A 21768-nucleotide genomic window follows, 5' to 3' on the forward strand; every position below is an offset into this window, starting at 1 on the left:
TTACTGTGCGAAACATATGTGGGCGAACATCCATTGCAGCAAGACTGACAGCGCATGTGCCGCAAGGACGCGCGCCGGGCTGCTGCGATGCGCGTGGCATAATTGAAAGAGCACGGCACAGATCGTAAGTTCGCGAACACACTGGCGCGGGGCCTCACTGTACTACAGGCATTTAACACGTCGCATGATCCGCTCTACCACGCGGATATCGCGCAGCGCACAGGGCTGCCCAAACCAACTGTTTCCCGGCTGACTTATACGCTGTGCAAACTGGGATATCTGAGCCAGCCTGAACGGAACGGCCCCTTTTTTCCGGGACCCGCTGCAGTTGCTCTGGGGGCTGCGGCATCGCTGTCTATGCCCTTTGTTCAGTCCGTCGCGGGCGCGATGCAATTCCTGGCGGACGAGACGGAGACGATGACGGCAATTGCTGTCTGCGATGGGGCGGAAATGGTTCTGACCCATATCTGGCAGCCGTCTCCCGGCCCCGTGCTCAGCCTGCGTCCCGGACATCGGATCCCCGTGATGGGTACATCGTCAGGTCTGGCTTTTTTGTCCGCGCTGAACCAGGACTGTTTTGAGGCGATGGCACCGACGCCGGGGATGAGGGGTTTTCGCGAAAATGGCCATTTGCAGCTTTTGCGGCGCGGCTTCACCATTGCACCGCGCGAGCACCGCCGCTCCGGACCTGTCCGGGCGGTCGGGGTTCCGTTTTTTGCTCAGGCTTTTGGCGCGCCTGTGGTCTTTGCCAGCGGTGGGTTGTCGGGTGTTGTGCAGGACCGGCTGGAAAAAGAGATCGGACCCGCCCTGTGCGACATCGTTCAGGCGCTGGAAAGACGGTTGGGACAGCGCGCTGCGCTGATCGCCGGCCGGAAGTAGAAGAGGGGAGAAAACCAGATGCCCGCAGAAGTACAATACAACCGCCAGGGTGACACCGCAGTCATCCGGATCTGCAACCCGCCTGTAAACGCGCTGGGGCAGGCCGTGCGTGCGGGTATGCTGGACTGTCTTGAAAAGGCAGAAAAAGATGAAGGCGTGCGCGCTGTGCTGTTGGTGGGGGATGGTCGCACGTTCATCGCAGGTGCTGACATCAGAGAGTTTGGCAAGCCGCCGCAGGCCCCGCATCTGCCGGATGTGTGCAACCGGATAGAAGCCTCTGCGCTGCTGGTTGTTGCGTCAATGCATGGGGTCAGTCTTGGCGGCGGCCTCGAAGTCGCACTTTCTGCGCATTACCGCATCGCACAGCCCGGAGCCCGTGTTGGCCTGCCTGAGGTGCATCTGGGCCTGCTGCCCGGCGCTGGCGGTACACAGCGTCTGCCCCGCGTTGCCGGCGCTGCTGCAGCGGTCGATCTGATCACTTCCGGGCGTCATGTTGGAGCTGATGAAGCCAGAACGCTCGGTATTCTGGACGAAGTCCGGGAAGGCGATCCGGAAGCTGTGGGGCTCGCTTATATCACCGAATTGCTTGCCGCAGGTCTTGGCCCGCGCCCTGTGAGCAGGATGCCTCCCCATGACGCGCTGGACTGGGACGCCGTATATGCTGCCACACTGCGCAAAGGACGGGGGCAGATTTCTCCTGCGCAGGCTGTGCGGGCCATTCAGGCGAGTGCCGAACTGCCCTTTGCCGAGGGTCTGAAGGAAGAGCGGCGTATGTTCCGTGAGCTGATGGAAACGGATCAGCGCCAGGGCATGATCCACGCTTTTTTCTCGGAACGCGCGGTCAGCAGTCTGCCGGAACTCAAAGGCGTTGAACCCCGCGATGTCCGGCACGTTGCGGTTATCGGCGGCGGGACGATGGGGGCCGGTATTGCGACAGCGGTGCTTCTTGCAGGGCTGACGGTTACACTACTGGAGATGTCACAACAGGCAGCTGTTGCGGCAAAGGAGCGTATCGCCGGTAATCTGGCCGGCGCGCTGAAACGCGGCAAAATCAGCGAGGCAGCGTATGACGGGATGCTTCAGGACCGGCTGGTGCTGACAACATCCTATGACGATCTTTCTGACGTTGATCTGGTGATCGAAGCTGTTTTTGAAGATATGCAGGTGAAAAAGCAGGTGTTTTCGCAGCTCGAAGCTGTGTGTCGCCCGGGCGCGGTACTGGCGACGAATACCTCCTATCTCGACATCGACGAAATTGCGACGGTAACAGACCGGCCAGGTGACGTGATCGGCCTGCATTTTTTCTCTCCCGCACATGTCATGAAGCTGCTGGAGGTTGTTGTCACTGATCAGACAGCGCCCGAAGTGGTTGCGACCGGATTTGCGCTGGGCAAGGCGCTGGGCAAGACGTCAGTGCGGGCGGGCGTCTGTGATGGGTTCATCGGAAACCGGATTTTGAATACCTACCGGACAGCAGCGGATCACATGGTGCTGGATGGCGCCAGCCCCTGGCAGATCGACAAGGCGCTGACAGGCTTTGGTTTTGCGATGGGTCCGTTTGCCGTGGCGGACCTTGCGGGGCTGGATATCGGCTGGGCGATGCGGAAGCGGCGCGCGCCGGATCGTGATGCACGCGAACGGGTAGGCCGGTATCCGGATGTGCTCTGCGAGGCGGGGCATTTCGGCCAGAAAACCGGAACTGGTTTCTACGTTTATGAGGCCGGGTCGAGAGCCGGTGCGCCCAACAGGAATCTGGAGCAGATCATCGCGGCGGAGCGGGCGGAGCGCGGCATACGCCCACGCGCCTTTACCGAAGAGGAAATCGTAAGGCGGTACATGGCCGCGATGGTCAATGAAGCGGCGAAAGTTGTGGGCGAAGGCATCGCGCGCCGCCCGCTGGACGTGGATATGGTCTTGCTGGCGGGCTACGGCTTTCCCCGGTACCGGGGCGGGCCGCTGAAATGGGCAGATATGACAGGACTGAAAAGCGTTCTGGCGGATATCGAAACCTTTGCCCGGGAGGATGACTTCTTCTGGCAACCCGCGCCGCTTCTGGAAAAACTGGTGCGCGAAGGCCGGTCTTTTGATGATCTGAACAAGGCAGGCTGAAGAGGGCGGATGAACGCCCGGGAGAGACAGTGATGGATCTGAATTACTCTGAGCACGAAGAGAATTTTCGCAGCGAAGTCCGTGGGTTTCTGGCCGCTGAACTGGATCCCGCTCTGGCAGAAAATGTGCGGCTTGGGAAACAGCTGTCAAAGCAGGACCACGAAGGGTGGCATGCAAAACTGAACGCCCGCGGCTGGCTGGCGCCGAACTGGCCGGAAGAACACGGCGGGGCCGCCTGGGATGCGGTCCGGCGTCATATTTTCGAAGAAGAATGCGCACTGGCACATGCACCGCGCGTCGTTCCGTTCGGGTTGTCGATGCTGGGGCCGGTGCTGCAGAAATTCGGATCACCCGAACAGCAGGCCTTTTGGCTGCCGCGTATCCTCAGCGGCGAAGACTGGTGGTGTCAGGGGTATTCAGAGCCGGGCGCGGGGTCTGATCTGGCCTCGCTCCGGACAACGGCGGAGCGGGACGGGGACAGGTACATCGTAAACGGCCAGAAAACCTGGACGACCCTCGGGCAGCACGCCAACATGATTTTCTGCCTTGTGCGCACCGACAGATCGGCCAAGCAGCAGGAAGGTATTTCGTTTCTGCTGATCGATATGAACAGCCCGGGCGTCGAGGTGCGGCCTATTGTTTTGCTGGATGGCAGTGCCGAGGTGAACGAGGTCTGGTTCCGGGACGTCGGGGTGCCGGTTGAAAATCTGGTGGGTGAAGAGAACAAGGGCTGGACCTGTGCGAAATTCCTGCTCACCCATGAGCGTACCAATATTGCCGGTGTCGGCTTCAGCAAGGCAGGCCTCGAAGCAGTGAAACGCATTGCCCGGCACAGCCGGTCTGGCGGGAGACCGCTGTCCGAGAACCCGCATTTTGCGGCACGGGTCGCGCAGGCAGAGATCGATCTGATGGCCATGGCCACGACCAGCCTGCGCATTGTTTCGCGTGCCGCAGCAGGGCAGGCACCGGGTGTTGAAAGCTCGATGCTCAAAGTGCAGGGAACGATCATCCGCCAGGAGATCAACGATCTCGCGCGCCGCGCGGCGGGTGTATATGCCATGCCCTTTGGGTCTGAAGCGCTAGACGGCAGCAACTCTGGCCTGCCGGATCCGGTCGATGCGGGACCGGTCGCGGCGCAGTATTTCAACAATCGCAAACTGTCGATCTTTGGTGGCAGCAATGAAATTCAGCGGCAGATCATCGCAAAGTCGCTTGAGGGGCCGGGACAGTGAATTTTGACCTCAGCCAGGAAAGGGTCATGCTGCAGGACAGTCTGCGGCGTTTTCTGCGCGACCGGCATTCACCGCAGATGCAGAATGCGGCGCAATACCCGCCGGGATATGATGCGGGTCTATGGTCAGGTCTGGCGGAACTGGGCGTTTTTGCCGCTCTTTTTTCCGAGAAAGACGGTGGTTTCGGCGGGCTGGGTGCGGATATCGCCGTCGTTTTTGAGGAGCTTGGCCGCGCCGGGGTGACGGCTCCGGTTACTGAAACCTGCATCCTGGGTGGCGGGCTCCTGTCCCGTCTGGGTGACAGCAACCAGAAAGAGCTGATTACCGGGATTATGGAGGGCTCCTGCCAGATCGCGCTGGCGCATGCCGAACCGGACGGCCGGTATGATCTGTCCTTTGTATCCGCTCGGGCCGTCCCGCAAAGCGACGGCATTGTTCTGAACGGACAGAAATCGGTTGTGGTCAACGCGCAGGCAGCAGATTTTCTGATCATCTCTGCCCGTGAAGACGGCGCAGCTGACGCATCAGAGGGGATCTCGCTGTTTCTTGTGCCCTCGGGCGCAGACGGAATTGTGATGCGCGATTTTGCCCTGGTCGGGGGCGGGCGCGCGGCAGAAATCAGCATCGAAAACCTGCTCGTGAGTGAAGCGGCACGCCTGGGACCCGCCGGAGCCGCCTTCCCGGTGCTTGAGGAAGTCACGGCGGCTGCGATCACGGCCACCTGTGCGGCAACGCTGGGCGCGATGATCAGCGCAGCCGATCTCACCCGTGACTACCTGGCAACGCGCAAACAGTTTGGCAGGCCCATTGGCAGTTTTCAGGCGCTGGCACACCGCATGGCGGATATGATGATTGCACTGGAACAGGCCCGCTCGGCTGTCATCCTCGCGGCGGGTCATCTGGAAGCATCGCGGGATGTCCGTGAACTTCATGCCTCTGCTGCCAAAAACCTGATCGGGCGCACCGGACGTCTGATCGCGGAAGAGAGCATTCAGATGCACGGCGGTATTGGCATGACTGCAGAATATGGTCTGGGTCACCTCGCCAGACAAATCGTCATGGCCGATCACCGGTTTGGGGACACAGATCATCATCTGGAGCGGTTCATTGCCCTTACCGCCGCCTGAAACCCTGATCCTCGATGAAACCGGCACGCAACGGCTGGCCGGCTACGCCATTGATGTTTCCGATCCCGCCTCGGCGCATTGCTGGCTTGATATCGGACCGCAGCATCTGAACCGCCATGCCGTTCTGCACGGAGGTATTGCCACCATGCTGCTGGACAGTGCCTGTGGTGCCACGGCGTCGCTGACCGTGGACCATACTGGCAAAGCCCCTTTTCTGACTGTGTCACTGAATACGCAGTTTTTGGCGCCCGCGCGCAGCGGCCGGGTCACGGCACGCGGGCAGATTGCCGGCGGGGGGCGGAAACTGCTGTTTGTCTCCGGCGCGCTGACGGATGCGGAGGGCGGGCTGATTGCTACAGCGACCGGCGTTTTCCGGCGCGTGCCACAAGAGCGCCTTGCGTGACGGAACGGCTGGAACATTTGCTGGCCAGTCAGGTCACCGCGCGCCCGCATGCGATTGCGCTGACGGACAGCACCGGCGCAAAACTCACCTGGGCCGATCTCGATGCGCTCAGTCTCGCCGGATGCGCGCTGTTGCGCGATCAGGGGGTGCGCCGGGGCGACAGGGCCCTGCTGATCATCGAAAACTGTGCCGAAGCCGTAGCGCTTTTGTTTTCCTGCTGGTGCAGTGGTGTCACGGCGGTGCCCGTCAACGCGCGGCAGTCAGCCTCTGAGATTTCCCGTGTACTGGCGCACGCGGATCCGGCTCTCGTTCTATTCAGTACGGCAGTGTCAGAAAACGCCCGCGCACATGCCGGGCATCTGGGCGCGGTCCCAGCACCATCACCCTTTGGCGGGATGCATCTGGCAAGAATGCATCCGGGTGCGCCGGATGATTATCCGGATCTGGCGGTGCTTCTTTACACAACGGGCACGACCGGTGATCCCAAGGCGGTGATGCTGACCCATGAAAACCTGCTTTTTGGCGGAGGTGCCTCTGCGAGGCTCCGCAGAATGGTGCCGGATGACCTGATTTACGGGGTTCTGCCTGTGACACATGTGTTTGGTCTGACGTCTGTCATTGTGGCTGCCGTCACGGCTGGCGCTGCTGTCCGGCTGGAACCGCGTTTTGAGGTGGACAGGCTGTACCGCGCGCTGGGTGAGGGGATCACCCTGTTGTCGGCGGTGCCGCAGATGCACGGGCTGTTGATGCATTACACCGCCAGACAGGGATACACCCGGCTGGGATCGGACACCCTGCGCTACGCGTCGAGCGGTGCTGCACCGCTGGACCCGGACTGGAAGCGCCAGGCCGAGGCCTTTTATGGCATGGCGTTGCAGAACGGCTATGGCATGACAGAAACCTCTGCGGGGGTAAGCATCACGGACAACCCGGCGGGCTCTGCCGACACTTCGACCGGCCCGCCTTTGCCCGGCGTACAGGTGCGTATCGACGAAACTGTGCCAGGCGGCGGCGACGGTCTGGGCGAAGTTCTGGTACGCGGGCCGAATGTGACGCCCGGGTATTATCGTCTGCCCGAGGAAACGGCCCGGGTAATCGACAGCGCAGGCTGGCTGCATACCGGCGATCTTGGACATCTGGACGACCAGGGACGCCTTCATATTCTGAGCCGTTCAAAAGAGCTGATCATCCACGGCGGGTTCAACGTGTACCCGCCGGAAGTGGAAGCCGCGATCAATGAGCACCCGGAGGTTATGCAATCAGCAGTGATCGGTCGGGCCGCAGCAGGGGATGAGGAAGTGCTCGCATTTGTCCAGACCGGGTCGGGCAGTACGCTGACCGAAGCTGAGTTGCTGGAGTTTCTCAGGCAGCGACTGTCCGGATACAAGCGCCCGGCGCAGATCGTGTTCGCCCGACAGTTGCCTGCCGCGCCGACAGGCAAACTGCTGAAACATCTGCTGCTGAAGGAACTCGGTGACCGTCTGCGCTGATGGCTTCAGGTCCAGACCCCGTTTGCGGCCTCGCGAATGGCGCGGATGTTCTGGCCGTAAGGTGCGGGGTCGCTGACAGAACCGCCTCTGAAAACAGCTGACCCGGCGACAAGGACATCTGCACCGGCGCGCGCAACAAGCGGTGCGGTATCCGGATCGACACCGCCGTCGATTTCAATGTGGATCGGCCTGTCGCCGATCATCGCGCGCAGGCGCTGCACTTTCGCCACCTGTGACGCGATAAATTTCTGCCCGCCGAAGCCAGGGTTCACAGTCATCACACAGATCAGATCGGTCAGTTCAAGCAGTTCGGACACTGCTTCGGCAGGTGTTCCGGGGTTCAGGGCGATGCCCGCCTTTGCTCCTGCGCCCCGGATGGCCTGCAAGGTGCGGTGAATATGCGGTCCGGCCTCGACATGTGCGGTGATGACGTCTGCCCCGACGCTGGCAAAGGCCTCGATGTAGGGATCCACCGGGGCAATCATCAGGTGGACGTCCATGACGCCTTTGATATGGGGTCTGATCGCCGCGCATGTGGCCGGTCCGAATGTGATGTTCGGCACAAAATGGCCGTCCATGACATCCACATGTACCCAGTCGGCCCCCTGGGCTTCGATCGCCTCACATTCGGCACCGAAATTTGCGAAATCAGCTGAGAGGATGGAAGGGGCAATTTTGATCGAACGGTCGAAGGTCATAGCGAGGCGCCTGTGTCAGAGAAAGCTGCCTTGGCTATATCCGTGCCAGAGGCACCGGGGCAAGCAGGTTCGCAGCCCTGGCCGTCAGGGACAGACCAATGGCGCGAGAACCGGTTTGCGCATACAGGCAGTCACATGCTTTCCGGCACCGCTGGTGTCACCAGCCCGGAAAGATGGCTGAAAGGCATGTCGCTGTCGTCCAGCATCGCCGTGCGCATTTTCCAGATGTCGCGGGCGCGGCCGTCACCTGTAACCGGGGCGCAGAAGGCCATGAATTTTTCTTCATGTTCTGCTTCGCTCATCCAGGTGTCCGGTCCGCCGCGCGCTTCTGTAAACCCGGAGTGCAGAATAGTGCCATCGGACAGTGTCAGTTCAGCTTCGGCTGTGCGCTGCGCGGGGAACAGGGCATTGTGCGCGTCGTCCTCCTGCACGGTTATGCGGTCCATCAAAGAGATCACATCATGATCCCGCAACGCATCGCCGGAGATATGTTCCGGCCCGACATGGCCATACCGCATGAGTGTACACAGCGCGAAATGCATGGAGTACTGCGCCTGGCCGGTGGTGTCCGGCACACCAGAAAACAGCGCGGCACCTTCGGCAAAGGTGCGCACTGTGACATGACGGATATCGTCTGACGACAGGTTCCTGGCACGCATCATGCTGCGCAGCGCGTCCAGCGGCGCATGAGCCCAGCGGCATACAGGATAGGGTTTGATATAGTTCTGCTCCAGCGTCCATACCTCACCCAAATCCGTCCAGAACGGTGCTGCCTGCGGCGATTCTAATGTGATCGCAGGCGCGCCCTCGAAACCGTCCAGCGCCAGAAAGGCGGCCATGGAACCGGTCAGAGCCCCCATACCTGAGCCGTCATGCAGCATCGTTGGGGTGGCGATTTCGCGCATCATCTGGCTGCGGGGGCCATGGAATTCGGCAATGCCCAGTGCTTCGCGCAACTGCTTTTCGCCGGCATCGCGCAGCCGGCACCCGATAGCGGCCACACCAAGGGCGTTCCATGCGCCGGAGGTATGATAGTCCGTGACACTGGCATGCAGAGACAATCCGGCCCGCGCGCTGATTTCGTAAGACATTGCCAGAATGTCGAGCGCCGCGCGCACGGTCAGATCGGGCCGTGCCTCGGCAAATGCAAAAAGCGCGGGCACCACGGCACATCCGATGTGGCCCTTGACCGGGTTAAAACCGTCATGGGCGTCAAGGTTGTCGATCTGCGTAGCTGCGGCATAGGCGGCCCCGGGAACGGAAACCCGCCGGCCGTCAAAAAGCATGGGCGCGCTGTCGTCTGTTGTTCCTGCGCTGTGGAACCGCGCGGCAGCGGTGCGGGCGATCCGCGACGGAGGCAGATGCGTTGCGCCCGCAGCCACGCCGAGCGTGTCCGTCAGCAAAAGAGCCACCCTGTCGCGCGCGCTGTCCGGCACTTCGGGGTTACAGATGAACTGCGCGATTTTGCTGAACTGGGACGACATAGAGAAAGCCTTTCCGGGGCCGGGTTTCCGCCATCTGATGCGCAGAAACGCCCCGCCGCATGTCTGTTCGCGACATCCTCCGGGTGTCACATTGCACAACGGTTTGTGAAACGCCGTCTCTGGCCTCGCCGCCGGGCCTGTGTCACACATCGCCCATCAATTAAAACAAAGGAATACCTCATGCTGATGCCGCGCCAGAAAGTGCCCGACCTGAAATTGCCCACGCTCGACCATGGTGATTTTGATCTGTCTGCGGACGGATCGGAAAAGGGCACAGTGGTCTGCTTTTATCGTGGCCTGCATTGCCCGCTTTGCGCGACCTATCTGGCGGAGCTGGAAAAGCGGACAGCGGATTTCGCCGAACGTGGTGTCAAAACCATCGCGGTCAGTTCAGACGGCGAAGAACGTGCGCGTGAGATGGCGGACAAGACAGGCGCCAAAGAGCTTCGGTTGGCCTATGATCTGTCTCTGGCGAAAGCACGGGAATACGGGCTCTACATCTCGACCAGCCGGGGCAAAACATCGATTGGAATCGAAGAGCCCGCTCTTTTTTCCGAGCCTGGTCTGTTCATGATCACACCGGAACAGACGCTCTATTACGGGTCTGTGCAGACCATGCCCTTTGTGCGCCCGCATTTTTCGGAACTCGTCGGTGCCTTGGACTTTGCGATCGCCAATGCATACCCGGCACGTGGCGAATACGAAGGTGCTGTCTGACGCACAGGATCCTGAGGCGCGGTTGTGCCGCACGTCATTCCCGCCTCATCCCCTACGAGCATGAGGCGGCTGACCCTGCCGCGCAGGAAAATGCCCTTATTGCGCTGACAGTTCTGCGAGCATCTGATCGCGCATGATAAATTTCTGCGGTTTGCCCGTGACTGTCATGGGCAGGCTGTCCCGGAAGCAGATATGGGCCGGTACTTTGAAATGCGCGATGTTCTCGCGACACCATGATCTGATCTCATCCGGGGTAATTCCGGCGCCGTTATGCGGGACGATCCAGGCGCAGACAATCTCGCCATATGTGTCATCCGGAATGCCGAACACCTGGGCCTGCGCGATACCGGGATATGTGTACAGGAACTCTTCAATCTCGCGCGGGTAGATATTTTCGCCGCCCCTGAGGATCATATCCTTGAGCCTGCCTGTGATCGCACAGTAGCCATCGGGGTCGATGACGGCGAGATCCCCGGTATGCATCCAGCCCTCGCCGTCGATGCTTTGTCCGGTTTTTTCCGGGTCGTTCCAGTATCCGGTCATGACGGAATAACCACGGGTCTGCAGCTCACCCTGAACACCCGCCGGAACGACGTTGCCATCGTCATCCACAATGCGGACTTCGACATGCGGATGAATGCGTCCGACAGACGACACGCGCTGTTCCAGCGGATCATCAGTGCTGCTCTGAAAGGAAACGGGGCTCGTCTCTGTCATACCGTATGCGATGGTGACGCCGGTCATGTTCATTTGGGACTGCACCTGGCGCATGACTTCCATCGGGCAGGGGGCGCCAGCCATGATACCGGTGCGCAGAGACGACAGATCGAAGTCAGCGAAGTCTGGCAACGCCAGCTGGTTCACGAACATGGTGGGCACGCCATAGAGGGCGGTGCATGCTTCTTCTGATACGGCGTGCAGTGTTTCGCGCGGATCAAATGCCTCTCCCGGGACAACAATAGTGGCCCCTTTGGTTACGCAGCCAAGGGTGCCCATAACCATGCCAAAGCAGTGATAAAAGGGGACAGGAATGCACAACCTGTCCTGATGCGTGAGTTTCAGCGCGCGGGTCACGAAATGCGCGTTGTTGACGATGTTATGGTGGGTCAGACAAGCGCCCTTGGGGCTGCCGGTGGTGCCGGAGGTGTACTGAATATTGATGGGGTCATGTGGATCCAAAGTGACCGTCACCGCATCGAGCGCGCTGGCGGAGGCATCCGAGTTTTCGCGGCACAGCCGGTCAAATCCAATCATACCCGCCGGTATATCGGCGCCCATCACGATGACGCTGCGCAGCGCAGGCAACTTTTCGGACCGCAGCCTGCCGGGTTCGGCGTCTGCAAGCTCTGGTGCCAGTTGCGCGATCATACCTGTGTAGTCGGACGAGCGGAAACGACGGGCCGTGATGATTGCACAGCATCCGGCCTTGTTCAGCGCGTATTCCAGCTCTGACAGGCGGTATGCGGGATTGATACAGACAAGGATCGCACCGATACGCGCCGTTGCAAACTGGGTCAGCAGCCACTCTGCGCGGTTCTGCGACCAGATACCCACACGGTCGCCTTTTTCAATACCGAGTGTCCTGAAGCCCGCAGCCAGCTGATCGACCCGGGCGGCCAGCTCGCGGTAACTCCAGCGGATGTTCTGCTCCCTGAAAACTGCCGCAGGGTGATCAGGGTACGTCCCCGCCGTCTGCGCCAAAAGACCTGGAAGGGTCAGGTTCAGCAAAGGCTCATCCGTTGCGCCTTTGACATGCGACAAACCGTTGATGGGTCTTTGATCCGCGTGGTCCACCCCTCGTATCCTCCCGTGCAGTTGTGGCCTGACATTAACTACAACGCTGTGCCAAAGCGCAAGCCTGCACCGATGCGGGATTTTCCCAGTGGCACCCCACTTGCCGACACCCGGGCAGAGCAGTATGCCAGAGGTACTGCGCCAGCGGCTGATGTCACAGATCGGTCATGGCACCCCCCGGGCGACGCGCCTGTTTAATGCGGAAAGAACACCAATGACCCTGACAGCCAACTGGTCTTATCCTACTGCCGTGCGTTTTGGCGCAGATCGTATATCTGAAATTGCGGAAGCCTGTTCCGTTGCCGGGATCAGCCGCCCGCTGCTGGTCACAGACCGCGGACTTGCTGGTCTGCCGATCACCGCACAGACGCTGGATTTGCTGGAGACCGCCGGACTTGGTCGCGCGGTCTTTTCTGCTGTTGATCCAAATCCGACAGAACAGAATGTCGATGAAGGTGTGGCCGCATATCAAGAAGGCGGATGTGACGGTGTTGTCGCCTTTGGCGGGGGCTCTGGCCTGGATGCCGGGAAAGTGATTGCCTTTATGGCCGGCCAGTCGCGCCCGCTGTGGGATTTTGAGGATATCGGTGACTGGTGGACGCGGGCCGATGCAGATGCCATCGCCCCGGTGGTTGCCGTGCCAACGACGGCCGGGACAGGCTCCGAAGTGGGTCGCGCGGGTGTCATCACCAATTCTCAAACCCACGAAAAGAAAATCATATTCCACCCGAAAATGCTGCCGGTTGTCGTCATCTGCGATCCGGAACTGACCGTTGGGATGCCCGCTGCGATCACCGGCGGAACGGGTATGGACGCCTTTGCGCACTGCCTGGAAGCCTACTGCTCGCCACACTATCACCCGATGTCACAGGGTATCGCCCTCGAAGGCATGCGGCTGGTCAAGGACAACCTGCTGCGGGCCTTCAATGACGGGTCCGACATCGAAGCCCGCGCGCATATGATGTCTGCGGCAGCCATGGGGGCGACCGCCTTCCAGAAAGGACTGGGTGCGATCCACGCGCTCAGCCACCCGATCGGCGCTGTACATCACACGCATCACGGAACGACAAATGCGGTGGTGATGCAGCCGGTCCTGATGTTCAACAAACCAAAAGTGCGGCGGCATCTTGCGCGGGCGGCGAACTATCTGAGCATCTCGGGCGGGTTTGATGGGTTTTATGCTTACGTGGGCGAGTTGAACGCCGCGCTGGGTATTCCGGCCAATCTGACAGAGCTGGGGGTAACTGATCCGGAAATTGATGTGCTGGTTGAGGCCGCACTGAAAGATCCCAGCTGTGGTGGAAACCCGGTACAGATGTCACGCGGGAACACCACCAAACTGCTGCAGGCCTGTTTCTGACCCGTCAATCGTACCAGATGGCACGTCTGAGAAGGTTAAGCCCGAAAAAGACGAACATGATCAGGATCGCATTGCGAAAACCCTGCCCCGTCAGCCGGCGTCGCAGAATTTCGCCCAGTGAAAAACCGGCGATTGCGGGCACCAGCATGGCAATGGACACACCGCTGAGAGGGCCAGTCAGAAAGCCCAGCTGCGCATACGCGTAGCACAGCGGAAGACTGCCGACGAAAATCATGAAGCCGGTCGCCCGGATGAACTCGTCTTTATCAACCTGACGGGTTGCCAGATACATAGCCATCGGTGGGCCCCAGGCTGCCGTCATGCCTCCGATGACACCCGAAAAGATGCCAAAGACGAACTGGGCCGCCCGGTCATAGCGGTCGGGCAGGGGCGGGACCATATTGCGCCAGCTGACACCGACGAAAATGAGGATCACAATCCCGAGTGCGGCCAGCAGGAACCGGTCCCCCGCATCCTGTGTGAGCCAGGCTGTTGCCAGCACGCCCGAGAACAGGACCGCCGAGAACAGCCAGTATCTTTGGGCAGTGCGGAGAATTTCGCCTCCCCGCCACAGCTGCCAGGCATTGGACCCGATCATCGGGAACATCACCAGGGCAATGGCGGTGCGCGGGTCGGTGAACAGCGTCATAAAAGCAATGGCCGCGGTTGGCAGCCCGATACCCGCGATGCCCTTGATCCAGCCGGCCATCAGAAAAGCGGCTGAAGCCATCACCACCAGTGCCCAGATATCCACCGGGCCGGACCGCTCAGCCCTGCGCCCAGGGTCCGTGCTGACCCGTGCTGCCATCATCCAGACGGGCAAACCCGTGCAGGCCAAAGAAATCGCGCTGACCCTGGATCATGTTTGCTGTGCCGCGGTGTGTGCGCATGGCATCGAAATAGGTCAGACCCGAGCTCAGCGCGGGTGTCGGCAAACCATGCAGCGCAGACTGCGCCACGACCTGACGCAGGGCGTCATGGCTGTCTTTAAGGTGACCGGCAAAGCGCGGTGCGAACATAAGATTCCGCGCGGGGTCTTCGGTCAGCGCCTCGGCCATATCGTTCAGCATGTCCGAGCGGATGATGCACCCTTCGCGCCAGACCCGTGCAATGCCGGGCAACGCCAGTTCCCAGCCAAAGGCCTCTGACGCCGCAGATATCATCGCGAACCCCTGCGCATAGCAGAGAATTTTGCCGGCGATCATCGCCTTTTCAAGCGTTTCCTCGCTGAGCGCACCATCCGGCAGCGGATTGGGTGCCGCGCCGAAAAGCGCCTCCCCCGCCGCACGGGCGTCGCGTTGCGACGACAGATTGCGGGCAACCACGGCGGCCTCAATCGCGGGGATCGGCGCCGCGAGGTGCTGCGCCTCAATAACTGTCCAGCGCCCTGTGCCCTTCTGACCGGCAGCATCCACAATAACATCAAGCAGCGGACCACCTGTGGCCGCGTCCACAGCACCGGCAACCCTGCCTGAAATCTCGATCAGATAGGAGCGCAGAACGCCTTCGTTCCAGCGGTCGAAAACAGCGCCTGTTTCAGCCGCCTGCATACCCATACCGTCGCGCAGAATGCCGTAAACTTCGGCAATCATCTGCATATCGGCATATTCAATCCCGTTGTGCACGGCTTTTACAAAGTGGCCCGCCCCTTCTTCGCCCATCCAGGTGGCGCAGGGGGTACCTTCGTATTTTGCACTGATGGCTTCGAGAATATGCGCCACACGGTCCCAGTATGCCCGTTTGCCGCCGCCCATGATAGCGGGGCCATGCCGTGCCCCTTCTTCGCCACCCGACACACCGACGCCAAGGAAGGGGCCGGTGGCCTCGCGCGCGCGCCGGTTTGTGTCATGAAAATTCGCGTTGCCGCAGTCAATAATCAGATCATCCGGACCAAGCAGAGGCCGCAGCGCATCAATCTGTGCATCGACAGGATCGCCTGCGGGCACCATGAGGATGATCGCGCGCGGCTCTGCAATAGCTGCCACCAGATCCTCAAGGCTTTCGGTTGGCGTGATTTTACTGGCCAGATCGCCCGCCCCGTCCGCGAAGTCGCGCGTGACCTGGGTCGTGCGGTTCCACACGGCGATATCAAACCCTTTTTCGGCAATATTCAGAGCCAGGGCCGCACCCATTGTTCCAAGGCCGATAAGGCCGATTTCGCTTGTCATGAAAGGGTGTCTCCTGTGTTTTCCGCGCGTTGTGTCACGCGTTTCGGGCATTTATCCGACCTTAAGCGCCGGGAGTAGAAAAGGGAAAGAGGGAAGCGCAGAACTGTGCGTGGTCAGGCAAAGGTGATCTGGGCCTTCATGGCTTTGGTGCGGTCGCTGGCCAGCTCAAATGCGGTAACGGCATCTTCCAGCGCGATGCTCTGGGTGATGAGCGGTTTCACATCGATTAGTCCTTTGCGCATCAGCTCCACACCGGTGAAGAACTCTTCATGAAAGCGGAAAGATCCGCGCAACTGCAGCTCTTTGGCTGTCAGTGCCTGGACCGGCAGCGTCATATCACCCCCCAGCCCAAGCTGGACAATTACACCGCGCGGTCGCATGGCAGGGATCGCCGCTGCAAGGGCTTGCGCGACGCCTGTACATTCAAAAAGAACGTCAAAATGCCCCTTGCCTGCTTCATATGCTGCCAGTGCTTCAGGGTCGCTGCCAGAATTGATCGCCCGGTCGGCTCCGTTCTGCGCGGCCATCCCAAGTGTGAAATCCGTCAGATCCGTTGCCACAATCTCTGCGGCACCGGCACGCCGTGCGACCAGAATACACAGCAGACCAATTGGCCCGCATCCGGTGACCAGAACGCGTTTGCCCAGCAGATCACCGGCCTGGCCGGCCGCATGCAGGCAAACGGCCAGTGGTTCCGCCATGGCGGCCTCTCCGGCACTCAGGTCCCCGGCGGGCGCGCACTGCCGCGGGTCCGCGACCAGATGCTGGCTGAAAGCGCCTTGGATGTGTGGAAATGGCATGGCAGATCCATAAAACCGCATGTTCAGGCAGTGATTGTGGGTGCCTTCGATACAGAATTTGCAGATGTAACAAGGCCGGGAGGGGGATACGGCCACCAGATCGCCGATGCTGAGGCCGGTGACACCAGCACCCAAAGCAGAAACATGCCCTGAGACTTCGTGACCAAGAACCATGGGTTCCTTGACGCGGATCGCGCCGAAACCGCCGTGATTATAATAGTGCAGATCAGAGCCACAGATCCCGCCCGCTGCGACCGCAATGCCGACCTCGCCCGGACCCGGCTCCGGCGCTTTCTGTTCTTCGATGCGCAGGTCTTTCGGGGCATGGATGACGACCGATTTCATGAGAGTTCCTTTGCTGCAGCGCGCGACCCGGGCGGGTCACTTGACAAGCTTTGTTAACGGTAACATAAATTGACCCTACCCTGAAAGTCGAGCAGAAAGAGACCTGATATGAGCCTGAGCTTGTTTGATCTGACCGGGCGCCGCGCGCTCATTACCGGCTCTTCGCAGGGCATTGGCCATGCGCTTGCACGCGGGCTTCGCGATGCGGGCGCCGAGATTGTTCTGAACGGCCGGGACGAAAAGAAACTCGCAGACGCCGCTGATGCGCTGGGTGAAGGCGTTCATCGGTTGCCGTTTGATGCCACAGATCACGACGCGGTGCGTGCGGCAGTGGACGGCTTCGAGGCAGAGACTGGCGCCATCGACATTCTGGTGAACAACGCGGGCATGCAGCACCGCACGCCGCTTGAGGATTTCCCGGCGGATGCGTTCGAGCGACTCATGCAGACCAACATTGCCAGCGTATTCCATGTGGGGCAGGCCTGTGCGCGGCACATGATCAGCCGTGGCAAGGGTAAGATTGTGAATATCGCCTCCGTTCAGACCGCTCTCGCCAGGCCGGGTATTGCGCCCTACACCATGACCAAAGGGGCTGTGGCAAATCTGACCAAAGGTATGGCCACGGACTGGGCCAAATACGGGTTGCAGTGTAACGGGCTGGCACCGGGATATTTTGACACGCCGCTGAACGCAGCACTGGTCGCCGACCCTGAATTCTCTGCCTGGCTGGAAAAGCGCACTCCCGCGGGACGCTGGGGCAATGTGGAGGAACTGGTGGGCACCTGCATCTTCCTGTCGTCTGACGCTTCGTCCTTTGTGAATGGAACCACCGTTTTTGTTGACGGTGGCATCACGGCCTCTCTGTGACGATGCGCCACTATGTGGTCATGGGTGTTTCGGGCTGTGGTAAAACATCGGTCGGGATGGGCTTTGCCGAAGCCATCGGGGCATTTTTTGTGGATGGTGATGATCTTCATCCGCCTGAAAACGTGGCAAAAATGGCCAGGGGGGAACCCTTGCGGGATGAGGATCGCGCCCCCTGGCTGAAAGCTGTTGCAGCACGGATGCAGGAAGGTCCGAATACGGTTGTTATCGGCTGTTCCGCGCTGAAACGAAGCTACCGTGATATCATCCGCAACGGGGCCGGTGGTGATGTGGTTTTCCTGCACCTTGAGGGAAGCCGTGACCTGATCGCGTCGCGCATGTCAGCGCGGGAGGGGCATTTTATGCCACTGTCTTTATTGGACAGCCAGTTCGCCACGCTCGAGCCGCCCCAGGCAGATGAACAGGCACTGACAGTGGATATTGACCAAAGCGAAGCTGAGATTATCGCCTGGCTCACAGAGAAGGTGCCCGATATTCAGTGATGTCTGCGCCGATTTTTTGCAAGTCGCCCATTGCGTTGACCTGAACCGCCTCGCGCAGCGCGGAAAAGGTTCAGCCCTTGGCTGCAAACAGCAGCGGCTTATCGGATCAGGTACGAATATTTTTGAGCGCTGACGCCAGTGCCGGTTCGCATCCTTCCGAAAGCATTGCGCCAAGATATCTGACCACATCTGCGCGCCATTCTGACGAACCGGCCAGTACTTTGGGCATCAGTCGGGGTATTCCGGCAATTCCATCGAATATCTGTGCAGCGTCGCTGCCGGCCTTTCTGGTGATGGTCAGCAGGTCCGCTTCCAACGGGTCGCGCAGATCGTGGTCCCTGCCGTTTGCATGGCCCAAACAGTACCGCATCCAGGCAGCCGTCGCGACGGCGAAAGTGGCAGACGCCCGCCCGGCCTCCAGTGCATCTGTGGCCGGCGCGAAAATGCGTTGAGGCATCTTCTGGCTGCCATCCATCGCGATCTGCCAGGTTTCATGGGCAATGGCAGAATTATCAAAACGATCCGACAGTTCGGCAGCGTATGTTTTAAAGTCAACAGCGGGCAGATCAGCCAGCGTGAGGGCGGCGTTTTTCATATGAGCCAGGGCCAAAGCCCGCAGCACCGGATCCTGCATGACATCGCGAACGTATTTTTTCCCGGTCAGAAACCCGGTGTAGGCAATAAGCGAGTGCGTACCGTTCAGCATCCGAAGCTTCATGTTTTCATACGGGGCGACGTCTGGAACAAACAGGACGCCTGCATCTTCCCAGCGCGGGCGACTGTTGCAGAAGGTGTCTTCGACAACCCACTGCGTGAAAGCTTCGGTTTGCGTAGCCGCGCTATCGCGGGCCCCCAGCTGCTTTTCGGTTTCGGCCAGAAACGCATCGGTCGCGGCTGGGGTTATCCGGTCTACCATTGTTGATGGGAAGGCACCGTTTTCAGCAATCCAGCCTGCGAGATTTGGATCAGTGCGATTTGCAAAGTCCAACACGCCGGCCCGAATCAGGCGACCGTTTTCCGGCAGATTGTCACAACACAGTACGGTGAAGGGTGGCAATCCGGCTGCCTTGCGCCGGGCAAACCCCGCGACGAGCAGGCCCAGCAGACCGCGGGGGTCCTTTGGGTTCCGAAGGTCTGCGGCGACAGCAGGATGCGACGTATCGACCTTTCCGCTGGTGCCCAGGATACCATAGGCCTTTTCTGTGACGGTCATGCTGACAATTCTGATCGACGGGCCGGCCAGGAGATCCAGAGCAGCTTCACTTCCGCGCGTTGCGGCGAGCGCATGGGAAATACTGGCAATGATCCGCCGTTCTGTCTTTTCCGTCCCGCGGATTGTCAGGCTGTACCGCCCCTTTTGACGGTTCAGAATATCTGCGCCCTGCGTGCTTTGCAGGCTGACACCGCAGATCCGCCAGTCTCCACCGTGCCGGGCCAGAACATCGTCGGTGTACACAGCCTGATGCGCTCTGTGAAACGCGCCGGGTCCGAAATGGACAATGCCAATCCCGTGATTTTCCGGGTTGTATTGCGGTGCTGTTGTCCCTGAAGGCAACTGAGTGCCGGGCAAAAGATGCATAGGATGCCTGTGGGTGTCTTGTTCACCGGTACAGTCCGTCAGAAGCAGTCCGGATGTAAACCCGGTATGGGCCAATACCCGCGTCATGCCAGCACTGACATTCGGGATTTTTACTGCCAGGATGACAAAGCGCCTGAAGCTACCGCAGTGCAGACAAGGGCGATATTTTCCAAAGGGAGCCGACTTTGACCCAACAGCACCCAAACCCGCAGGCGGATCAGCTGAGAAAACTGCTGCGCCGCGATGGGATGATCATGATGCCCTGTTGTTTTGATGGCATCTCTGCACGGCTCGTCGAGCAGGCTGGTTTTGAGCTGACATTTCTGTCCGGCTTCTCTGCTTCGGTGAGCCGGATCGGCGCGCCTGACGTTGGCCTGATGAGCTATGGTGAGGTTCTGGACCAGGCCCGCAATGTCATGGAAGGCATTACCATTCCGATGATGGTGGACGGTGACACGGGCTACGGCAATCCGATGAATGTCGAGCGTACAGTCGAGGGCTTTGCCCGGGCAGGCTGTGCAGGCGTGATGATCGAGGACCAGGTTGCGCCCAAGCGCTGTGGTCACACGGCGCGCAAGGCTGTGGTCGATCGCGAAGAGGCCTTTGACAGAATACGGGCAGCGGTCGTGGCGCGGGGCAGGGCAGACATTCTCATCAAGGCCAGGACCGATGCACGCCGCGACCACGGTCTGGGCGAGGCCATCGCGCGGGCACAGACCTTTGCCGAGCTTGGCGCGGACATCGTGTTTATCGAAGAACCTTTTGACGTTGATGAGATGCGGACAATCTGTGCCGAAGTGCCGGTGCCCACTGTCGCGAATATGCTGGAGGGCGGGCAGACGCCGATACTGCCCCCGTCAGAGCTAGAAAAGCTGGGATTTGCCGTCGCAGCCTATCCGCTGGCCTGCCTGTCTGCGGCAATGCGCGCAATGACAGAAACGCTGGCTGATCTGAAGGCAGGGCGGGATCACACCGCTGGCCTGATGCCTTTTGATGAGCTGCGCAGACGGGTGGGGTTCGAGGATTACTATCGGGCGGAAGACCGGTACAAACGCTAGCGCTGCCTGACGGTTGATCCCGGGATCAGGCGATACCCGATGTCCCGCGTGCTGGCGACCGGCTCACCGGACAAACGTGCGATCATCTGTTCTGCTGCGGCCTGACCCAGCCGGATATGTGGAACATGCATCGACGTCAGTCTTTTTTTCAGAACGGATGCGACAGGCAGATCACCCCAGCCAGCGATACCGATATCGTCCGGAACCTGCATGCCTCGCTGGTCGCAATACTGCAGACCGCCAAAAGCCATGGAGTCGTTCTGATAAAAGATACATTCCACGTCGCGCTGTGACGCCAGCAACTGCTCGGTGCCATAAAACCCGGGATAGAACCCGGCTGTATCATGAAGGCAAAGCTGGCGAACAACCTTTCCGCCCCCGTTTTCCACGGCTTTGGTGAAACCTTCGAGCCGGGCTGTCGCCGCGTTGGCGGTGTCGTGGGATGTACCTACAAACCCCAGCGACCGGTACCCGCAGCCCACCAGAAAACGCCCCATCTCAAAGCCGCAGTCAAAGTGGTTGATGCCCACGCTCATATCGAGCGGGCTGGAGTTCAGATCCCAGATTTCAACCACCGGTATGCCCGAGTTTCGCAGCATTTCCAGCGCACGGGCGGAATGATAACGTCCGGTCAGGATGAGTCCTGCCGGCTGCCATGACAAAACTGTGCGGATCCAGTTTTCTTCTTCTTCCTGTGTGTGCTGGGTCAGACCAAGTACGGTCTGATGGCCAAAGCTTCCCAGTTTCCGGTCGATGGCCTCGAGTACCTGGGCGAAAACCTCATTGCCCAGATCGGGGATCGAAACGCCGATAAAAGTCGAAGACTGGTCGCCTGCAAAGACAGTGGCCAGTCGATTCGGAAGGTACCCGAGCTCATCCACCTGGGTCATGACCTTTACCCTGGTTTTTTCGGAGTACCCCCCTTCGCCGCGCAGAACCCGGCTGGCGGTCATCTTGGAAACACCCGCCGCCTGAGCCACTTTTGCCAGGCTTACTTTGTTGTTTTTATTCAGTTTATCGACCATACTACTGCGAGTTGCGTTACCGGTAACTTTTTTCTTGACTTATGCCGCTCTTCAGAACGACGATAGGCGTACGTTACGGGTAACGCAGATTTTCATCAAGTCTCCTGTGGCGTGGGGTGCGGCAAATGCCACA

At 60.1% G+C, this 21768-nt stretch carries 19 protein-coding genes; 11 read left to right on the forward strand and 8 right to left on the reverse strand.

Annotated elements, in window-relative coordinates; all coding sequences use genetic code 11:
* Positions 1–102 precede the first annotated feature (102 nt).
* The 6 genes from Q1A34_RS17535 to Q1A34_RS17560 are packed head-to-tail and all read left to right on the forward strand — an operon-like array spanning position 103 to position 7240.
* Positions 103–879 carry a helix-turn-helix domain-containing protein gene (locus Q1A34_RS17535; protein WP_300037320.1) on the forward strand — a complete coding sequence of 259 codons (777 nt, stop codon included), beginning with the start codon at positions 103–105 and terminating at the stop codon, positions 877–879.
* An 18-nt stretch (positions 880–897) separates the two neighbouring features.
* Positions 898–2988, forward strand: a complete 2091-nt coding sequence (locus tag Q1A34_RS17540; protein WP_300037323.1) for a 3-hydroxyacyl-CoA dehydrogenase NAD-binding domain-containing protein — start codon at positions 898–900, stop codon at positions 2986–2988.
* A 32-nt stretch (positions 2989–3020) separates the two neighbouring features.
* Complete coding sequence (locus Q1A34_RS17545) at positions 3021–4220, forward strand: acyl-CoA dehydrogenase family protein (RefSeq protein WP_300037326.1); 1200 nt, start codon at positions 3021–3023, stop codon at positions 4218–4220.
* On the forward strand, positions 4217–5347 hold the full coding sequence (locus tag Q1A34_RS17550; RefSeq protein ID WP_300037329.1) for an acyl-CoA dehydrogenase family protein: 1131 nt from the start codon (positions 4217–4219) through the stop codon (positions 5345–5347). The genes Q1A34_RS17545 and Q1A34_RS17550 overlap by 4 nt, the downstream gene beginning before the upstream one ends.
* The gene (locus Q1A34_RS17555) at positions 5328–5750 is read left to right on the forward strand and encodes a PaaI family thioesterase (protein ID WP_300037332.1); all 423 of its coding nucleotides are present in this window, start codon (positions 5328–5330) and stop codon (positions 5748–5750) included. The genes Q1A34_RS17550 and Q1A34_RS17555 overlap by 20 nt, the downstream gene beginning before the upstream one ends.
* The gene (locus Q1A34_RS17560) at positions 5747–7240 is read left to right on the forward strand and encodes a class I adenylate-forming enzyme family protein (RefSeq protein ID WP_300037335.1); all 1494 of its coding nucleotides are present in this window, start codon (positions 5747–5749) and stop codon (positions 7238–7240) included. Before Q1A34_RS17555 ends, Q1A34_RS17560 begins: the two co-directional genes overlap by 4 nt.
* Positions 7241–7245: 5 nt before the next feature.
* On the opposite strand, the gene rpe is transcribed toward Q1A34_RS17560, so the two are convergent.
* A complete protein-coding gene (gene rpe / locus Q1A34_RS17565; protein ID WP_300037338.1) occupies positions 7246–7938 on the reverse strand; it encodes a ribulose-phosphate 3-epimerase in 693 nt (230 codons plus the stop codon).
* A gap of 131 nt (positions 7939–8069) precedes the next feature.
* Positions 8070–9422 (reverse strand): MmgE/PrpD family protein, encoded by a 1353-nt coding sequence (locus Q1A34_RS17570; RefSeq protein ID WP_300037341.1) that lies wholly within the window; start codon positions 9420–9422, stop codon positions 8070–8072.
* A gap of 180 nt (positions 9423–9602) precedes the next feature.
* Here Q1A34_RS17570 and Q1A34_RS17575 point away from each other — a divergent pair, with 180 nt between their 5' ends.
* Positions 9603–10139 (forward strand): peroxiredoxin-like family protein, encoded by a 537-nt coding sequence (locus Q1A34_RS17575; protein WP_300037345.1) that lies wholly within the window; start codon positions 9603–9605, stop codon positions 10137–10139.
* Between the two features lie 96 nt (positions 10140–10235).
* On the opposite strand, the gene Q1A34_RS17580 is transcribed toward Q1A34_RS17575, so the two are convergent.
* Positions 10236–11933, reverse strand: a complete 1698-nt coding sequence (locus tag Q1A34_RS17580) for an AMP-binding protein (RefSeq protein WP_300037348.1) — start codon at positions 11931–11933, stop codon at positions 10236–10238.
* Positions 11934–12147: 214 nt separating this feature from the next.
* On the opposite strand from Q1A34_RS17580, the gene Q1A34_RS17585 reads away from it, so the two are divergent.
* A complete protein-coding gene (locus Q1A34_RS17585) occupies positions 12148–13293 on the forward strand; it encodes an iron-containing alcohol dehydrogenase (protein ID WP_300037353.1) in 1146 nt (381 codons plus the stop codon).
* Between the two features lie 4 nt (positions 13294–13297).
* Here the strand turns inward: Q1A34_RS17585 and Q1A34_RS17590 are convergent, their stop codons facing one another.
* The 3 genes from Q1A34_RS17590 to Q1A34_RS17600 all read right to left on the reverse strand — a co-directional run bounded on the left by Q1A34_RS17590 (position 13298) and on the right by Q1A34_RS17600 (position 16606).
* A complete protein-coding gene (locus Q1A34_RS17590) occupies positions 13298–14047 on the reverse strand; it encodes a sulfite exporter TauE/SafE family protein (protein ID WP_300037356.1) in 750 nt (249 codons plus the stop codon).
* 13 nt (positions 14048–14060) lie between these two features.
* Entirely contained in the window at positions 14061–15461 is a 1401-nt protein-coding gene (gndA, locus tag Q1A34_RS17595; RefSeq protein ID WP_300037359.1) for an NADP-dependent phosphogluconate dehydrogenase, read from the reverse strand.
* Positions 15462–15574: 113 nt separating this feature from the next.
* Positions 15575–16606 (reverse strand): L-idonate 5-dehydrogenase, encoded by a 1032-nt coding sequence (locus Q1A34_RS17600; protein WP_300037362.1) that lies wholly within the window; start codon positions 16604–16606, stop codon positions 15575–15577.
* Between the two features lie 108 nt (positions 16607–16714).
* Here Q1A34_RS17600 and Q1A34_RS17605 point away from each other — a divergent pair, with 108 nt between their 5' ends.
* Both Q1A34_RS17605 and Q1A34_RS17610 read left to right on the forward strand, forming a co-directional pair.
* Positions 16715–17473: an SDR family oxidoreductase gene (locus Q1A34_RS17605; protein WP_300037365.1), complete on the forward strand. Its 759-nt coding sequence runs from the start codon at positions 16715–16717 to the stop codon at positions 17471–17473.
* Positions 17474–17475: 2 nt separating this feature from the next.
* Positions 17476–17973, forward strand: a complete 498-nt coding sequence (locus Q1A34_RS17610; protein WP_300037572.1) for a gluconokinase — start codon at positions 17476–17478, stop codon at positions 17971–17973.
* A 106-nt stretch (positions 17974–18079) separates the two neighbouring features.
* On the opposite strand, the gene Q1A34_RS17615 is transcribed toward Q1A34_RS17610, so the two are convergent.
* Positions 18080–19639 carry a mannitol dehydrogenase family protein gene (locus Q1A34_RS17615; RefSeq protein ID WP_300037368.1) on the reverse strand — a complete coding sequence of 520 codons (1560 nt, stop codon included), beginning with the start codon at positions 19637–19639 and terminating at the stop codon, positions 18080–18082.
* A gap of 98 nt (positions 19640–19737) precedes the next feature.
* Here Q1A34_RS17615 and Q1A34_RS17620 point away from each other — a divergent pair, with 98 nt between their 5' ends.
* On the forward strand, positions 19738–20610 hold the full coding sequence (locus Q1A34_RS17620; protein ID WP_300037371.1) for an isocitrate lyase/PEP mutase family protein: 873 nt from the start codon (positions 19738–19740) through the stop codon (positions 20608–20610).
* Here the strand turns inward: Q1A34_RS17620 and Q1A34_RS17625 are convergent.
* Positions 20607–21635 carry a LacI family DNA-binding transcriptional regulator gene (locus Q1A34_RS17625; RefSeq protein ID WP_300037374.1) on the reverse strand — a complete coding sequence of 343 codons (1029 nt, stop codon included), beginning with the start codon at positions 21633–21635 and terminating at the stop codon, positions 20607–20609. The genes Q1A34_RS17620 and Q1A34_RS17625 overlap by 4 nt on opposite strands.
* Positions 21636–21768: the final 133 nt, after the last annotated feature.

Origin of the sequence: uncultured Roseobacter sp., assembly GCF_947491795.1 — a bacterium.
Lineage (GTDB): Bacteria > Pseudomonadota > Alphaproteobacteria > Rhodobacterales > Rhodobacteraceae > Roseobacter.

What these genes read in the sequence shown, in the direction of transcription:
- Q1A34_RS17575 (WP_300037345.1), top strand. Translation starts at nt 9,603, where the DNA reads ATGCTGATGCCGCGCCAGAAAGTGCCCGACCTGAAATTGCCCACGCTC.
- gndA (WP_300037359.1), bottom strand. Translation starts at nt 15,461, where the DNA reads ATGACAAGCGAAATCGGCCTTATCGGCCTTGGAACAATGGGTGCGGCC.
- Q1A34_RS17570 (WP_300037341.1), bottom strand. Translation starts at nt 9,422, where the DNA reads ATGTCGTCCCAGTTCAGCAAAATCGCGCAGTTCATCTGTAACCCCGAA.
- Q1A34_RS17540 (WP_300037323.1), top strand. Translation starts at nt 898, where the DNA reads ATGCCCGCAGAAGTACAATACAACCGCCAGGGTGACACCGCAGTCATC.
- Q1A34_RS17600 (WP_300037362.1), bottom strand. Translation starts at nt 16,606, where the DNA reads ATGAAATCGGTCGTCATCCATGCCCCGAAAGACCTGCGCATCGAAGAA.
- Q1A34_RS17585 (WP_300037353.1), top strand. Translation starts at nt 12,148, where the DNA reads ATGACCCTGACAGCCAACTGGTCTTATCCTACTGCCGTGCGTTTTGGC.
- Q1A34_RS17625 (WP_300037374.1), bottom strand. Translation starts at nt 21,635, where the DNA reads ATGGTCGATAAACTGAATAAAAACAACAAAGTAAGCCTGGCAAAAGTG.
- Q1A34_RS17545 (WP_300037326.1), top strand. Translation starts at nt 3,021, where the DNA reads ATGGATCTGAATTACTCTGAGCACGAAGAGAATTTTCGCAGCGAAGTC.
- Q1A34_RS17610 (WP_300037572.1), top strand. Translation starts at nt 17,476, where the DNA reads ATGCGCCACTATGTGGTCATGGGTGTTTCGGGCTGTGGTAAAACATCG.
- rpe (WP_300037338.1), bottom strand. Translation starts at nt 7,938, where the DNA reads ATGACCTTCGACCGTTCGATCAAAATTGCCCCTTCCATCCTCTCAGCT.
- Q1A34_RS17615 (WP_300037368.1), bottom strand. Translation starts at nt 19,639, where the DNA reads ATGACGCGGGTATTGGCCCATACCGGGTTTACATCCGGACTGCTTCTG.
- Q1A34_RS17605 (WP_300037365.1), top strand. Translation starts at nt 16,715, where the DNA reads ATGAGCCTGAGCTTGTTTGATCTGACCGGGCGCCGCGCGCTCATTACC.